Below are 14,453 nucleotides of genomic sequence, written 5' to 3'. Positions count from 1 at the left end.
AGATTCTATTGCAGCGCCATCTGGTCGTTTGTGATTGAGTGTTTTTTTATTTGCCTAAAGCGCTCCGCCAAATCTTCCAAAGTGAGTTTTTGTTTTTCTTCGCCGTCTATATCCATGATGATTTCGCCGGCATCCATCATCAAAAGTCGATTTCCGTAGTCGAGCGCATGCTGCATGTTGTGGGTTATCATCATGACAGTAAGGTTGTTTTCGGTTGCGAACCTTCTTGTAAGCTCCATAACAATTGCGGCGTTTGCAGGGTCTAGAGCTGCCGTGTGTTCATCTAGAAGAAGGATTGCCGGCTTTGACATAACTGCCATCAAAAGAGTGAGAGCCTGTCTCTGTCCGCCGGAAAACTGCTCTACGTTATCTGCAAGGCGTTTTTCAAGCCCCATGTTGAGCTGTTTTAACTGTTCACAAAATTCTTGTCTGCGTTTTTTATTTAAACTGATTTTTAGCCCTTTCCATCCTTTTTTGCTGCATATATTCATATTGTCTTCGAGTGACATTTTTCCCGCCGTCCCCAAAAGCGGATTTTGGAAAATGCGCCCGATATACGAAGCTCGCTTGTATTCTTTATCAAAAGTGATGTCGCGGTCTGTTATGCGTCCGTCTTTGTCTGCGGTTGACAAAAAAATTTTCCCTGTCGTCGGGGTTAGGGTGCCGGAAATAATATTGTAAAGGGTAGATTTTCCCGCTCCGTTTGAGCCTATCACAGTTATAAAATCACCATGTTTTATTTTAAGGTTTACATTTTTTAAGGCGATGTTTTCGTCGGGAGTGCCTGCGTGGAACGTAATTCCGATATTTTCGAGTTTAATCATTTTGGTCTCCGTTTGCAGATGCTCTCTTTGACGCTGCCTGTCTTTCCGGTCTTTTAAGATGTTTATAAAAGTTTGACTTTCCTTTTATGTTTGCGATTATCAGACAGATTATTATTAAAATTCCAGTTATAAGTTTTAAATCATTTGCGGTGAGGTTGATGAAGTGCCCGTAGCGGCGAGCAAGAACCATCAATGCACGGTAGATGATTGAGCCTGCAATAACTCTCAGCGTTTGAAGCCCGATTTTATTTGAATGAATGATGAATTCTCCAAGCATTAAAGATGCCAAACCGCTTACGATTACGCCTGTTCCGCTTCCTACGTCTGCAAATCCGTTGTACATCGCTGCAAACGCTCCAGAAAGCGCCGCAAGTCCGTCTCCAACACAAACACCGATCCCTCGAACAATCTGAGGATTTACTCCGTTTGAAATCACCATCTGTTCGTTTGAACCGAGAGCACCCATAGTGAGTCCAAGGTCGGTGTGAAAAAACAAATCGAGAAGCGCTTTAAAAGCGATTATAAAAAGAAGAAGGAAAATCAGAATTCCCGATTCTGATGGGATTGATTCAAAGTGAGTTTCAAAAAAAGCCGTCAGTTTTGAAAAAAGGGTGTCGAGCTTAAGAAACGAGATGTTAGCTTTGTTTTTCATAATGCGAAGATTGATAGAATAGAGCATCGTCATCATCAATATGCCGGCGAGTAAATCAGGGACACGGAGTTTTGTGTATAAAAATGAAGTCACAAGCCCTGCAAGGCATCCGCCTGCAAACGCTAAAAGAATGCCGGTGACTGGAGACATCCCTTGTGTAAGACATGCCGCGAGAATGCAGCCACCCATCGGGAACGCTCCGTCAACTGTCATATCACAAAAATTTAAGGTTCTATAGCTTATAAATAAGCCAAGAACCATAATGCTGTAAATTAAACCTTCAATTAAAATTGTTTCTATCATCAGAAACATCATATAAAAAAAATTAAGTTTTTGCTATATGAAAGCAGATAAAAACAGGAGAAAACACAGAGAAACTGTTTTGTGCACCCCTATCTATTTTTTTTCTTTAAGCTTTCCATTTTCAATAATAAAAGTTGCCTGTTTTAATAAATTTTCCGGTATTTTGATTCCGCATTCTTTTGCTGCATCGATATCGATCAATATGTCCGAATCTTCAGGCTTTGTCATAAATCGCACAGGAATATCAGCCGGTTTTTTACCGTTTAAGATATCTACTACAATTTCGCCTGTTGCACGACCGGCTTTGTAGTAATTGAATCCTGATGCTATAAAACATCCGCCGTCTTTTGCTCCGGTTACGTCTGCTGAGAAAATAGGTTTTTTTGCTTTTTTGAACACAGAGATCAGACTTGGAAGTGCAGAAAAAACAGTATTGTCTGTTGTGAGATAGATTCCGTCTACGCGGTCTACAATCGCTTCGGCAGCCTGTTTTACTTCTGAAGAATTGGAAATTGACTGCACTACGAGTTTTAGACCAGCTTCATTGCATCCTTGTTTTACCAATTCTAAAGATGATACAGAATTGTCTTCGCTTGCAGTGTAGATGTATCCGAGAGTTTTAATTTTCGCAATCTCTTTGAAAAGCTTTATATGCTCTTTTGACGGAAGCTCGTCTGACATTCCTGTTACATTTTTATTGCCGTGCTCGAGAGTCGTTACAAGACCGGCTCCCAGAGGGTCTGTCACAGTTCCAAATACTACAGGAACGTTGCGTAAAGTGTTGGCAAAAGCAATTGCAACCGGAGTCGCGATCCCGACTGCAACATCAACATTTTTATCTCTGAATTGCGATGCAATCTGATTCGCAGTGTTTACATCTCCGTTTGCGTTTTGCAAATCAAAAGTTGCGTCTATTCCGGCGTCTTTAATCGCATCCATCACGCCGCGTTCAATATCGTCGAGTGCGATGTGCTGCACGATTTTTGCAATGCCAATCTTTACCTTTTTCGGTTTTTTCGGTTTTGCTGCAGATATTGTCCCAAGACAGAGAGCTGCCATCATAATTATCATAATTTGTTTTTTCATTTTTACCTCCGGATACGGATTTTGAAACCGTTCGTTTTTAAGTTTCTATTTGTAGAAACAATATACAGCGCGGCGCTGTTTCTGTCAATAGAAATCTCGTTTAACCTATCGAATTTTGTTTTGCGCTTGAGAACGGTGTCTTTGGGTTTTATAATCTAAGTATCTTTTTAAGCGAGGTATATATGAATGTCTTAATAATTAACGGCAGTCCTCATCAAAATGGAAACACATCAATTGCTCTAAAAGAGATGGAAAATATTTTTGCCGAGCAGGGTATTGGAACAACTGTCATCACCGTCGGAAACAAAGATGTTAGGGGGTGCGTTGCATGCGGATTTTGTTACACACACGGCAGGTGTGTTTTTGACGATGAAGTAAATAAAATTGCGGAACTTTTTGAAAAAGCTGATGGGCTTGTAATCGGAAGTCCGGTTTATTATTCGTCTCCAAACGCCACGGTGATTGCTTTGCTAGACAGACTTTTTTACAGCTCTCATTTTGATAAAACAATGAAAGTTGGAGCAGCAGTTGTTATCGCTCGCCGCGGTGGTTGTTCAGCGACTTTTGATGTTTTAAACAAATATTTTACAATCTGTGGAATGCCGGTCGCTTCAAGCCAATATTGGAACAGTGTCCATGGCAGAACGCCAGGAGAAGCTCAGCAGGATGCTGAAGGTTTGCAGACAATGCGAATCTTAGCCAGAAATATGTCTTTTCTCATAAAAAGTATTGCGCTCGGAAAAGAAAAATTTGGGTTGCCGGAGGAAGAGAGTCGCCTTGTGACTCATTTTATTCGCTGAAAGACAAAATCGCTTCACCGAATCGAAGCGTAGAATCCGTAGATTGCGCCAAAAATCCAGCTTACAAAAGAGACCGGCACAGTGATGATTGTCCCAATCCAGCCGACAATTGACGACGTCGCTTTTGCGTCTGCCTCTGCCGATTTTCTTACGGATATGTTGTTGTTGTAATGGTATTCTTCATTTTTGATAATTTTGACTTTATCGTCTTCTGCAAACCGATTGTTTGTTTCAATTGTATAAGACTTTACCGTTATCTGATTTTTTGTAAACGGCTTATGATATTCAGGATATCTAATTTCATTTGCGGCTTTTGCTTCCTCTGCTTTCATTTTGTCTTTTTTTGTATCGGGCATAATCCAAAAGAATCCGTCATTAGCAGTCATTGTCCTGTATCCGCCGATAAAATTTATAAAAGAATAGCCTGCGCACTTTAAAAGGCTGAGACAAGAGCTTCCAAGAACAACAAATGGCTTTCCAAAAATGCAGTAGAAAAAGTATGAAAAATCTGTTTGGCTATCGACTTTCGCTTTTTCATAATTGATAACGAATTGTTTGATGCCTTTTGAATCTGCCGCATCTTGAATCGGATTTTGCTTTGAAATTTTTTCATATGCTTCATAGCAAACGTCTTTATATTTTCTTTCTTTGTTAAATTCTTTTTTTTGTTGTTGCTTGTTCGAAAACTCTTTTTCTGCGATTAGGACATCATCGTCATAAAAAAGCATCGTAGTCTTTTCAGTTCGTTTTAATTTGTCGCTTACGATAAATGCATCAATATGGATATTTTCGACATCGGCGCTTTTGTATATTGTGTTTGTGTTGCGCTTTGTTTTGCCATCGACGATATAAGATTCGTCGTCATAAATAATAACATCGTCTTGAAAGATTTGAGAATTCTTTTTTTCATAAAAATTTGTACTCGCACAAGATGTGTAAACTGATGATAAAAGAATTGCTAAAAAAATACGAAATGGTTTTTTGAACATATTGATTCTCTTGACCTGCTTGCTGTTCGATATAATTTTATATTGTATCGGTAAAAATTGTCAAATTGCTAGAAATCTGAATTCGTATAATTTTCCGACATACCATTGACATTCTTTATATAATTCGTATAATTTGCGACTAAGTCGCAAAATGAAAGATAAAAGAGCAACGATTTTTGCCGTTATATTTTTTTTACTTACAGTTTTCTCAATTTTTTATTCTGCCGCAGAATCGGAGCATAAATTTCATTGCAGTGATGATTTTTGCCCAATCTGTTATGTCATAGCTGTTTCGGCGGAAAATCTTAAACTTTTGAGAATCGGGCTTGGATTTTTTGCGACACTGTCGGCAATTTTCTATTTTTTTATCAGGTTGAATCTTTTCTCAATTGCGCAAAGCAATACAAAAAACTGCACTTTAGTTTCTCAAAAAATTAAATTAAACAATTAGGCTCTGCGTTGCATTTGTGCACAATAAAAACAAAATATCAGTAAAAATCATTCAAAACTAAAACAAAAATCTGCACAGCAGAAAAAAGAGGAAAAAATGAAAAAATTAATTAAATCAATAATGATGGCAGCGCTGATTCTTGCAGGAACTTCTGCATTCGCCGCATCAAAAAAATCAATTGTGTGTACAACTTACCCTCAGTACGATTGGGTTATCAATATTCTTGGTGAAAATAAGTCTTTTGAAGTGACTTTGCTTCAAGATAAAGGAACCGATTTGCACAGTTTTCAGCCGAGTTTCAAAGACATTGCCAAAATCTCTGATTGTGACATGTTTGTATATGTGGGAGGGGAAAGCGATGAATGGGTTGAAGATGCCCTTTCTAACGCTCGCAACAAAAATATGGTTGTTGTCAATATGATGGAAGTTCTTGGTGACAGAGTTCGCGAAGAAGAAGTTGTAGAGGGAATGCAGTGTGACGTTGAAGATGAACATCATCATGAAGGTGAAGATGAAGACCACGGTCATCATCACGATGAAGCCCCTGAATACGATGAACATGTATGGCTTTCTGTAAGAAATGCAAAAATTATTGTAAATGCGCTTGTACAAAATATCTCAAAACTCGATGCAAAAAATGAAGCAAAATATGCTGCAAATGCGGCTGCGTATACAAAACAATTGGCAACCCTTGATGCGGAATTTGTTGATGTAGTAAATGCTTCGAATAAAAAAGTTGTGCTTTTTGGAGACCGCTTCCCATTCCGATATCTTGTTGATGACTACGGAATAAAATACTATGCAGCGTTTGTAGGATGCAGTGCGGAGACAGAAGCAAGTTTTGAAACCGTTTCATTCCTTTCTGAAAAAGTAAATGAACTAGGATTGAATGTCGTTCTTACAATTGAAAAATCAAATCAGAAGATTGCAAAAACGATTATCAGAAATTCAAAAAATAAAAATTGCAAAATCATGGAGATGGATTCTTTACAGTCGGTAACTAAAAAAGATATTAAAAAGGGAATATCTTATCTTGGTGTGATGAAGGACAATCTTAAAGTTTTGAAAGAAGCGTTGAAATAAATCATCTGCTCTTATCTTAAAGAATCTGCGCTACGCTGACGGCATTTTACGGTTGTATCTATACCAATTGACTAACGGGGGTATCCTTGTTATGTTGTTGCTATGATTTACGAACCGTTAGAATTACCGCCGGCGGGGTCAACTGTTGTTGTTGGAATGTCCGGTGGCGTAGATTCAACACTTGCAGCACTTTTATTGAAACAGAAAGGATGTCGTGTTGTTGGTGTCACAATGGCTCTCTGGGACGGGCATCTTCCTGAAATTGAAACAGAAGATTTTTATTCCGATGCTTGTTACGGTCCTAAAAAAAAAGAAATCACAGAAGAATGTGCAAAATTCTGCAAAGAGCATGATATCGAATATCACATAATCGACTTAAGCCGTGAATATAACGCTGATGTTTTGCAGTATTTTAAAGATGAGTATAGAGCAGGCAAGACTCCGAATCCTTGCGTCCGCTGCAATCAGTTAGTAAAGTTCGGCGCTCTTTTGGAATGCACAAAAAAACTCGGAATCGATTTTGATTATTTTTGCACGGGGCACTATGCGATGATTGTGCGTCCAAAACAAGGGCTTTGGGGAACAGACAAGCGCCCATGCATGATCGCTTGTGCAGACGACAGCTCTAAAGATCAGACATATTTTTTATACAGACTTTCATCGGAAACTCTTGAAAAAGTTCGATTTCCTCTTGCTCAGGTTCATAAAACAGAAGTGTTTGAACTTGCACGTAAAGCAAATCTGGCTGTGGCAGACAAAAAAGAAAGCCAAGATTTTATAGACATGAAGTTTTTTGATGAACTTTTTTCCGATAAACCGTCTGTTCCCGGAGATTTTGTAGATGTAAACGGCACCGTAATCGGAAGGCATCGCGGGCTTGAGCACTACACAGTTGGACAAAGGCGAGGTCTTGGTGTATCTGCTCCAAATCCGCTTTATGTTCAGAAGATCGACGCAGAAAAAAATCAAATTGTCCTTGCAGAAAAAAACGAATTGGCTTCAGCTTCTCTCATCGCCGATGATTTTGTCTGGCCAGGAAATGTAGAACCGAATGAAGTTTTTGAAGCCATGATAAAAATCAGGTTACGCAGCAAATCTATTATTGCGACAGTCGACCGCTACACTCCAGATACTCATGACGATTATAAATACAAAGGGCAGCCGTGGAAGTTCACTTTTGAAAAGTCGCAAAATGCAGTTGCTCCAGGTCAGTCTGTGGTGATTTATAAAGACAACGTGATTTTAGGCGGCGGAATAATCGTAAAAAGCCTTTAGAAAAGTGGCGATGATGACCTTTCCTAAAAAATCTCTGACTTCTGTGTGAATTTAAGGATGAAGAGCTAAGAATATTTCTTCTTTGCAAATTCGATTTTTTCAATGTATAATACGAAATCAGATATCAGAAGGTATCGAATTCAACAGAAGTTGAAGGTTTACAAATGAAGATTTTGGTTGTAGATGCTCAAGGGGGCGGGATCGGTCGTGCGGCAGTTGCTTCGTTAAAGGGATCTTTCCCTGATTCTGAGATTGTCGCAGTCGGAAGTAACGCTGTTGCTACGGCTGCAATGCTTAAGGCTGGAGCAGACCACGCTGCGACCGGTGAAAATGCAGTTGTCGTGTGTTCAAAAGACGCCGACTTCATCGTCGGACCCGTGGGAATTGTGATTGCAGATGCGATGTACGGAGAAATTACTCCAAAGATGGCAGTTGCAATCGGACAGAGCAAAGCCGACAGAATCTTGATACCTGTCTATCATTGTAAAAATACAATTGCAGGCGTTCAAAATTATCAGGTTGACAGCTTAATTGAAGCTGCCGTAGCCGAAATAAAAAAAAGAAGTTCCTGCTAATTTAAAACAATAGAATGCACATATACCAAGAAGGTATATTTCCGTTCTGAAGGATGGAGATATATCTTTTTTTATTTTAAACCGCACGACAACAAAAATCATAAAATTATTAAGCCGTGTGGGAATAAGGAGTTCATTTTGCATATCCCTGAAAATTATTTATCGCCTTCAACTTGTGTTGTTTTTACCGCTGCAATGTTGCCAATTTGGTATAGTGCTGCAAAATCTGTAAAAAGAGAATTGCCTAAAGAAAAAATTGCGATGATAGGAGTTGGTGCAGCGTTTTCTTTTATCGGAATGATGTTCAACGTTCCTCTTCCCGGAGGAACAACGGGACACGCTGTCGGGGCAACTTTGATTGCGACTTTGCTCGGACCGGAAGCTGCCTGCCTTGCAGTTTCTGTCGCATTGCTTTTGCAAGCGCTGTTGTTTGGCGATGGCGGAATCCTTTCTTTTGGAGCTAACTGCTTCAACATGGCGTTTGCAGCGCCGTTTATCGGCTATTTTATCTACAGGCTGATGTTAAAAGCTCTTTCAAAAGGCGGTGATGTAAAAGTTCAACATCGTTTGCTCAGTGCGGCGCTCAGCTCTTATGTCGGTATAAACGTTGCTGCTTTGCTCGCTGCAATTGAATTCGGCGTTCAGCCATATCTGTTTCACAATGCAGCCGGACAAGCTTTATACTGTCCTTATGGGTTAAATATTTCGATTCCGTCGATGATGATCGGTCATCTCACGATTTTTGGACTTGCCGAAGTTGTATTTACAGTTGCAATTCTTGCGTTTATCTCTAAGACGGCTCCTGCTTTTCTTAAAGAAAACATGGAAGAAAAGGCTGGGAAAAAACAGCTGCTTCCTGTAGGAATTTTGCTTGCAGTTTTGACAGTGCTTGTTCCTCTTGGACTTCTTGCAGAAGGAACTGCGTGGGGAGAATGGGGTGCAGATGAAATTGCGGAAGTTGTCAGCGGCGGGCAAAAGCTCGGATATACTCCGAACGGTCTTGAAAACGGATTTCAGTTTAATTCTCTTATTCCTGATTACAGCCTTGAATCTGTGGGAATTCCTGAAGTTGCGGGATACATTATTTCTGCGGTGATAGGAATTTCAGTTCTCGTGATTTTGTTCCGCATCATCAGCTCATTTAAGACAAAAAAAGATTAAAAAAAATGCAGACAAACACAGACATCTTGCCGCAATGGGTAACAAAGCAAAACGATTATTTTCCAGTGAAAGATAACCAAAGATATCTTTCAAAGAGTATTTTGGAATTCTTGCGTTTGTTCAGGCACTTTCACGTCCGAAAAAACGAAAAAATTACCGAATTGCGCGCAGGTGCGAGGTTTGTTCTTGTTATCGGGCTGATTGTTTTGCTCGCTCTATCGAAAAATATGTTTTTTTTCGGAATTGTGCTGGCGAGTTTTTTATCTTTTTTAAGTTTTTCAAAAATTGATGTATTAAAGAAAACGCTGTCAACTTGCACAACAACAGCGTTTTTTACTTTTTTGATAATGTTGCCGTCTTATTTTTTATATCACTCGACCGCATTTATTACAATAACTGCAAAAGTCTTTATCTCTACGGGAATTCTTTCTCTGTTCGCATTGCTGACTCCGTGGAATAAAATCACAGGGGTTTTCGGCAGAGCGAAATCCTCACAGTTTATTGTTTTCATTTTGAACCTCACAATCAGCTATATCCTGATTTTAGGCAACATCGCCCATGAAATGCTCTTTGCGCTGAAATTGCGGAGTGTCGGCAAAAATAAATGCAAAAGAAAAAGTTTTTCAGGGATTTTGGGAACAGTTTTTCTAAAATCAATCAGCCTGTCGGAAGAAACTCGGCAGTCAATGGAGTGCAGGCTCTTTAGCGGCAAGTTTGAACATCCGAAATCAAAGATAAATCCTTTAGATTTTTTTCCAATTATTGTGTTGATTTTTTACATCATTTTATTCATTTATATTTTATAATCGAAAAACAACCGAAAACGGTATTTTATGGCTTTGATAGAATTAAATAACATCAACTTTCAATACGACGATATCCCTTCTCTTGTAGACATCTCGCTTTCAATCGAAAAAGGCGAAAGCGTAGGGCTTGAAGGCGACAACGGAAGCGGAAAATCAACTCTTATAAAGCTTTTAAACGGTCTGATATTCGCATCTTCCGGCACTTATTTTTTTGAAGGCAAAGAGATTTCAAAAAAAACGATGAAAGATGAACTTTTCGAAAAGCAATTTCATTCAAAAATTGGCTATGTTTTTCAGAACTCGGAAACGCAATTGTTTTGCGGAAGCGTAAAAGAGGAAATTGCTTTCGGTCCGCGGCAGATGGGGTTGGCGGAAGATGAAATTGAAATTCGTTGCAGCGATGTCATGAAACTTTTAGGACTAACAGCGATTGCAGAGCGTGCTCCCTATCATCTGAGCGGCGGAGAAAAAAGAAAAACGGCGCTCGCTTGTGTCATTTCTATGAACCCCGATGTGCTGATAATCGATGAGCCGATGAACGGGTTGGACAAAAAAAGCCGTGTCGTTTTGATTGATTTTTTGAAAGCGTGGAAGTCTGCCGGAAAAACGCTTATCATAGCGACTCACGAGCAATCGCTTTTAAATGAGCTTGTAGATAGAATTGTCACTATTACGGAGGAGCACAGAATTGGATAAAAAAGAGCTTTACGAATTGCTTGAAAAATATAAAAAAGGGCAAGCGAGCGAAGATGATATTTTATTAAAAATAAAAGAAGCACCTTTTGAAGATATCGGGTTTGCAAAAATCGATCATCATAGGGCGCTACGGAAAGGAATTGCAGAAGTTATTTACGGAGCGGGAAAAACTCCTGAGCAGATTTTACAGATTGCAAAATCTGCCATCTCCGCCGGGCAAAAAACTGTTTTAATTACCAGAATGAATGCGGCTGCAGCAGACTTATTGAAAAAAGATAGCAACATCAATTTTGAATATGACGAAATAAGCCGCACGGGAGTTTGCGGAACGATTCCGGCTCCTGACGGACGAGGAAAAATCGCCGTAGTTACAGGCGGCACAAGCGATATGCCAGTTGCGGAAGAAGCTGCAAAAACTTGCGAAGCGTTCGGAAACGAAGTTGTTCGTATTTATGACGCAGGAGTTGCTGGTCTCCACAGGCTTCTCTCCAATCTCGATTCTCTGATGAGCGCAAAAGTCGTTATAGCAATTGCCGGCATGGAAGGGGCGCTTGCGAGTGTTGTTGGAGGATTAGTGGACTGCCCTGTGATTGCAGTTCCAACGAGCGTAGGCTATGGAGCGAGCTTTGGTGGGATTTCCGCTTTGCTTTCGATGTTGAACAGTTGTGCCAGCGGAATCAGCGTTGTAAATATCGACAACGGGTTTGGGGCTGCTTATCAGGCAAGCATGATAAATCACATAAAATAGTAAGAGGCACGTTTTATGAAAACTTTATATATTGAATGTAGAATGGGAGTGGCAGGCGATATGCTTACAGCAGCTTTGCTTGACCTTCTTCCAGAAGAAAAGAGATATGAAGCGCTCAACGTTCTTCAGGCGGCGGCTCCTCATGGTGTTGAAATCTCATGTAAAAGTGTAGAAAAGTGCGGAATCAGAGGCAATTATGTTTCGGTTTTAATAGACGGTTGCACAGAGGAAACAGTTTGTGAGCATCATCATGAACATCACCACGAGCATCACAAAATGTCCGACATCGTTGAAATCGTCGGAAAAATGAACATAGCCGACAAAGTAAAAAAAGACGTAATAAAAGTTTACAATCTTCTCGCTCAAGCCGAAAGCCACGCACACGGGAAAAGCGTTGAAGAAATCCATTTTCACGAAGTCGGCAATAAAGATGCGATTATGGACATTACATCGGTGTGTTATCTTATGAATTTGATAGGAGCTGATTCTGTTTTTGCATCGCCAATCAATGTCGGAAGCGGTTTCGTACACTGTGCGCACGGAACTTTGCCTGTCCCAGCCCCTGCAACCGAATATTTGCTCCGCGGCATTCCGTATTATGAAGGAAATATAGATAGCGAGCTTTGTACGCCAACCGGGGCGGCTCTCCTTAAATATTATGTAAAAAGCTTTTGCTCAAGACCGATGATGAGCATTTCAAAAACCGGCATCGGTTGCGGTAAAAAAGATTTTGAAACCGCAAATTGCGTTAGAGTTTTTATGGGAACTGTGTTAAACTCTGCAAACGGCTTTTCTGAATATGCAGAACAGGAAGTTTCGGATAAAGATAAAGTTTTCCAGCTCGATGCAAACGTCGACGACATGACCGGCGAGGAAATCGGATTTGCGATCGGAAGGCTTTTTGAAGCCGGAGCTAGAGAAGTTTTTACAACGGCAATCTATATGAAAAAAAATAGACCGGGCTCTCTGATCAGCGTTATTTGTTCAAACAATAAAAAAAATGAAATCGTAAAAGCATTTTTTAAGCACACGACGACAATCGGAATCAGACAAAAAGAGTGCCAGCGCTATATTTTGGAGCGCGATATAAAAACTGTAAAAACATCAGCTGGCGAAATACGAAAAAAAATATCGCAAGGTTACGAAATAAAGCGCTCAAAATTAGAATTCGACGATGTTGAAAAAATCGCACTTGAAAACAACATCAGCTTTCGTGAAGCAAAAAAAATGCTCGAAAAAGAAAGCGGCGATTGCTGCAGCGACTGATTATGACTGACATTGAACAGCAAAAACTGACAGATTTAAAAGAATATTTTAAAGAGCTTGGCAATGCGGCGATTGCGTTTTCCGGTGGAATAGATTCAACGTTTCTTGCAAAAGTTTGCCACGATGTACTTGGAAAAAAGATGATTGCAATCACTCTCGTTGCAAATTCTTTTCCTCCAAGTGAACGCCGTGAGGCGGAGACTTTTTGCGTAAAAGAAAATATAGCTCATTTAGAAATCAAGTATGATGAGCTTTTGATTTCGGGTTTCCGTGAAAATTCTGTTGACCGCTGCTATCACTGCAAAAAAGCGCTTTTTACAATGATAAAATCGGAAGCTGCAAAAAAAGGATTCAGCAACGTATGCGAAGGCTCAAATATCGACGACCAATGTGTCTACCGACCTGGTCTCAAGGCAATCAAAGAGATTGATATAAAAAGCCCTCTTGCCGTTGTCGGATTAAACAAATTGGAAATCAGGAACATCTCAAAACAGCTTGGCATCCAAACATGGGATAAACCTTCAATGGCATGCCTTGCGACGAGATTTCCTTATGGCGAAGAAATCACAAAAGAAAAATTGATAATGGTAGGCAAGGCGGAACAACTTTTGTTTGAACTCGGCTTCAGGCAGGTTCGAGTTCGCAGTCAGAATAACCTTGCTAGAATAGAGCTTTTGCCTCAAGATTTTGAAAAGTTTATGCAGATAAAAATTCGGGAACAAGTTAACAAAAATTTAAAGGAGTTCGGATTTGATTTTGTAACTCTAGATATTCAAGGATTCAGAAGCGGAAGTTTTGACAGAAAACTGTGATTTTATTTAAATAAAAAAAATACTGTGGAACGTAGGAGCAAGAAAAAACATTCCACAGTATTTAAGTGATTATGGTTTTTATAGGCATTCAGGTTATATGCCAGATAAATTCTTAAGTTAGTATTAACTAACCTTGCTATAATATAAATATAATTTAAAAATATGTCAACTAGTTTTAAAAAAAAATATAAAAATTATTTTTGGTCGCTATATTCCGCAGAAATTCCCATAACGTGCAATGTTCCAAAATGGAATAAATCTCTGATATTTTTTATAAAGGCTGTTGCTTCTTGTTTTGGAATTTTGTGAAGAATTATTTCTACGAAGGAGTTTATCATGCTCGATGCAATTATGTGGACAATCATCGCGTCAACTCTGTGCTCAATATATTTTTTTTCATACATCATGTTAAATGTTTCAACACATCTTTTTGTGTATAAATCGCACATCTCTTCAAGAAAATTTTCATGAGTGCTTCCGGCGGCTTTTGTGAGCAAGAGGGTGAATGTGTCAAAATTAGAATATATGTAATCTAGAAGCATTGTGAAAATCTTTGTTTCTTCTTCCTCATGCTCCTTGCTGATAGGGTTTATATTAGATTTCAATGCATCGTTTTCTTGCATTATTGCGTTTTTTACAACTTCAATCGACCCATCTACTAGAGTGCAAAAAAAATCATCTTTATTTTTAAAATGACGATACATCGCACCTGTCGTCATTCCTGCATTGGCCGCGATTGTGCGCAGAGAGGCTCCCATAAAACCTTTTTCAAGAAATTCTTTTTTAGCGCTCTCAAGAAGTCTTCTTTTTGTCTCAATTGACGACTCTGCCATCTTCTGCCTCTCAAGTAGAGTTTAGTTAAAACTTCTCTGATTAGCAAGTAAAATTCTAAGATTTTGATAACAATGTTATCAAAAAATATTGAC

Annotated in this window: 16 protein-coding genes; 11 read left to right on the top strand and 5 right to left on the bottom strand. The window is 39.3% G+C overall.

The window, feature by feature from the left end; translation table 11 throughout:
* Positions 1-5 precede the first annotated feature (5 nt).
* The 3 genes from H9I37_RS10905 to H9I37_RS10895 form a co-directional block, all read right to left on the bottom strand.
* Complete coding sequence (locus H9I37_RS10905) at positions 6-824, bottom strand: ABC transporter ATP-binding protein (RefSeq protein WP_187382757.1); 819 nt, start codon at positions 822-824, stop codon at positions 6-8.
* Positions 817-1,779 (bottom strand): ABC transporter permease, encoded by a 963-nt coding sequence (locus H9I37_RS10900; RefSeq protein ID WP_187382756.1) that lies wholly within the window; start codon positions 1,777-1,779, stop codon positions 817-819. The genes H9I37_RS10905 and H9I37_RS10900 overlap by 8 nt, the downstream gene beginning before the upstream one ends.
* Before the next feature lie 93 nt (positions 1,780-1,872).
* Positions 1,873-2,865, bottom strand: a complete 993-nt coding sequence (locus H9I37_RS10895) for an ABC transporter substrate-binding protein (protein ID WP_187382755.1) — start codon at positions 2,863-2,865, stop codon at positions 1,873-1,875.
* A 182-nt stretch (positions 2,866-3,047) separates the two neighbouring features.
* Between H9I37_RS10895 and H9I37_RS10890 the strand changes: the two genes are divergently transcribed.
* On the top strand, positions 3,048-3,665 hold the full coding sequence (locus H9I37_RS10890; RefSeq protein WP_187382754.1) for a flavodoxin family protein: 618 nt from the start codon (positions 3,048-3,050) through the stop codon (positions 3,663-3,665).
* A gap of 14 nt (positions 3,666-3,679) precedes the next feature.
* On the opposite strand, the gene H9I37_RS10885 is transcribed toward H9I37_RS10890, so the two are convergent.
* Positions 3,680-4,654: a hypothetical protein gene (locus H9I37_RS10885; protein WP_187382753.1), complete on the bottom strand. Its 975-nt coding sequence runs from the start codon at positions 4,652-4,654 to the stop codon at positions 3,680-3,682.
* A gap of 151 nt (positions 4,655-4,805) precedes the next feature.
* On the opposite strand from H9I37_RS10885, the gene H9I37_RS10880 reads away from it, so the two are divergent.
* The 10 genes from H9I37_RS10880 to larE all read left to right on the top strand — a co-directional run bounded on the left by H9I37_RS10880 (position 4,806) and on the right by larE (position 13,527).
* Positions 4,806-5,105: a hypothetical protein gene (locus tag H9I37_RS10880; RefSeq protein WP_187382752.1), complete on the top strand. Its 300-nt coding sequence runs from the start codon at positions 4,806-4,808 to the stop codon at positions 5,103-5,105.
* Between the two features lie 96 nt (positions 5,106-5,201).
* Positions 5,202-6,188, top strand: a complete 987-nt coding sequence (locus H9I37_RS10875) for a metal ABC transporter substrate-binding protein (RefSeq protein WP_187382751.1) — start codon at positions 5,202-5,204, stop codon at positions 6,186-6,188.
* A gap of 102 nt (positions 6,189-6,290) precedes the next feature.
* Positions 6,291-7,463: a tRNA 2-thiouridine(34) synthase MnmA gene (gene mnmA, locus H9I37_RS10870; protein ID WP_187382750.1), complete on the top strand. Its 1,173-nt coding sequence runs from the start codon at positions 6,291-6,293 to the stop codon at positions 7,461-7,463.
* 164 nt (positions 7,464-7,627) lie between these two features.
* Entirely contained in the window at positions 7,628-8,038 is a 411-nt protein-coding gene (locus H9I37_RS10865; protein WP_187382749.1) for a DUF3842 family protein, read from the top strand.
* A 138-nt stretch (positions 8,039-8,176) separates the two neighbouring features.
* Positions 8,177-9,199, top strand: coding sequence for a cobalt transporter CbiM (cbiM, locus tag H9I37_RS10860; RefSeq protein WP_187382748.1), 1,023 nt, complete (start codon positions 8,177-8,179; stop codon positions 9,197-9,199).
* A 5-nt stretch (positions 9,200-9,204) separates the two neighbouring features.
* Positions 9,205-10,005 (top strand): energy-coupling factor transporter transmembrane component T, encoded by an 801-nt coding sequence (locus tag H9I37_RS10855; protein WP_187382747.1) that lies wholly within the window; start codon positions 9,205-9,207, stop codon positions 10,003-10,005.
* Between the two features lie 33 nt (positions 10,006-10,038).
* A complete protein-coding gene (locus H9I37_RS10850) occupies positions 10,039-10,701 on the top strand; it encodes an energy-coupling factor ABC transporter ATP-binding protein (protein WP_222864238.1) in 663 nt (220 codons plus the stop codon).
* Entirely contained in the window at positions 10,694-11,449 is a 756-nt protein-coding gene (larB, locus tag H9I37_RS10845; RefSeq protein ID WP_187382745.1) for a nickel pincer cofactor biosynthesis protein LarB, read from the top strand. The genes H9I37_RS10850 and larB overlap by 8 nt, the downstream gene beginning before the upstream one ends.
* A gap of 15 nt (positions 11,450-11,464) precedes the next feature.
* Positions 11,465-12,715 (top strand): nickel pincer cofactor biosynthesis protein LarC, encoded by a 1,251-nt coding sequence (larC, locus tag H9I37_RS10840; RefSeq protein ID WP_187382744.1) that lies wholly within the window; start codon positions 11,465-11,467, stop codon positions 12,713-12,715.
* A gap of 2 nt (positions 12,716-12,717) precedes the next feature.
* Positions 12,718-13,527, top strand: coding sequence for an ATP-dependent sacrificial sulfur transferase LarE (gene larE, locus H9I37_RS10835; RefSeq protein ID WP_187382743.1), 810 nt, complete (start codon positions 12,718-12,720; stop codon positions 13,525-13,527).
* A 194-nt stretch (positions 13,528-13,721) separates the two neighbouring features.
* Here the strand turns inward: larE and H9I37_RS10830 are convergent, their stop codons facing one another.
* Complete coding sequence (locus H9I37_RS10830) at positions 13,722-14,360, bottom strand: TetR/AcrR family transcriptional regulator (RefSeq protein ID WP_187382742.1); 639 nt, start codon at positions 14,358-14,360, stop codon at positions 13,722-13,724.
* Positions 14,361-14,453: the final 93 nt, after the last annotated feature.

Origin of the sequence: Treponema sp. Marseille-Q3903 (genome assembly GCF_014334335.1) — a bacterium.
Taxonomy (GTDB): domain Bacteria; phylum Spirochaetota; class Spirochaetia; order Treponematales; family Treponemataceae; genus Treponema_D.
Note: the sequence above shows the minus strand (reverse complement) of the source record. Positions and strands in the feature narration are given on the sequence as shown.

Excerpts from the sequence above, each read along its gene's own strand:
- H9I37_RS10905 (WP_187382757.1), bottom strand. The coding sequence starts at position 824 with ATGATTAAACTCGAAAATATCGGAATTACGTTCCACGCAGGCACTCCC.
- H9I37_RS10865 (WP_187382749.1), top strand. The coding sequence starts at position 7,628 with ATGAAGATTTTGGTTGTAGATGCTCAAGGGGGCGGGATCGGTCGTGCG.
- mnmA (WP_187382750.1), top strand. The coding sequence starts at position 6,291 with ATGATTTACGAACCGTTAGAATTACCGCCGGCGGGGTCAACTGTTGTT.
- H9I37_RS10830 (WP_187382742.1), bottom strand. The coding sequence starts at position 14,360 with ATGGCAGAGTCGTCAATTGAGACAAAAAGAAGACTTCTTGAGAGCGCT.
- larE (WP_187382743.1), top strand. The coding sequence starts at position 12,718 with ATGACTGACATTGAACAGCAAAAACTGACAGATTTAAAAGAATATTTT.
- larC (WP_187382744.1), top strand. The coding sequence starts at position 11,465 with ATGAAAACTTTATATATTGAATGTAGAATGGGAGTGGCAGGCGATATG.
- H9I37_RS10885 (WP_187382753.1), bottom strand. The coding sequence starts at position 4,654 with ATGTTCAAAAAACCATTTCGTATTTTTTTAGCAATTCTTTTATCATCA.
- H9I37_RS10875 (WP_187382751.1), top strand. The coding sequence starts at position 5,202 with ATGAAAAAATTAATTAAATCAATAATGATGGCAGCGCTGATTCTTGCA.
- H9I37_RS10895 (WP_187382755.1), bottom strand. The coding sequence starts at position 2,865 with ATGAAAAAACAAATTATGATAATTATGATGGCAGCTCTCTGTCTTGGG.
- H9I37_RS10880 (WP_187382752.1), top strand. The coding sequence starts at position 4,806 with ATGAAAGATAAAAGAGCAACGATTTTTGCCGTTATATTTTTTTTACTT.
- H9I37_RS10900 (WP_187382756.1), bottom strand. The coding sequence starts at position 1,779 with ATGATAGAAACAATTTTAATTGAAGGTTTAATTTACAGCATTATGGTT.
- H9I37_RS10855 (WP_187382747.1), top strand. The coding sequence starts at position 9,205 with ATGCAGACAAACACAGACATCTTGCCGCAATGGGTAACAAAGCAAAAC.
- H9I37_RS10890 (WP_187382754.1), top strand. The coding sequence starts at position 3,048 with ATGAATGTCTTAATAATTAACGGCAGTCCTCATCAAAATGGAAACACA.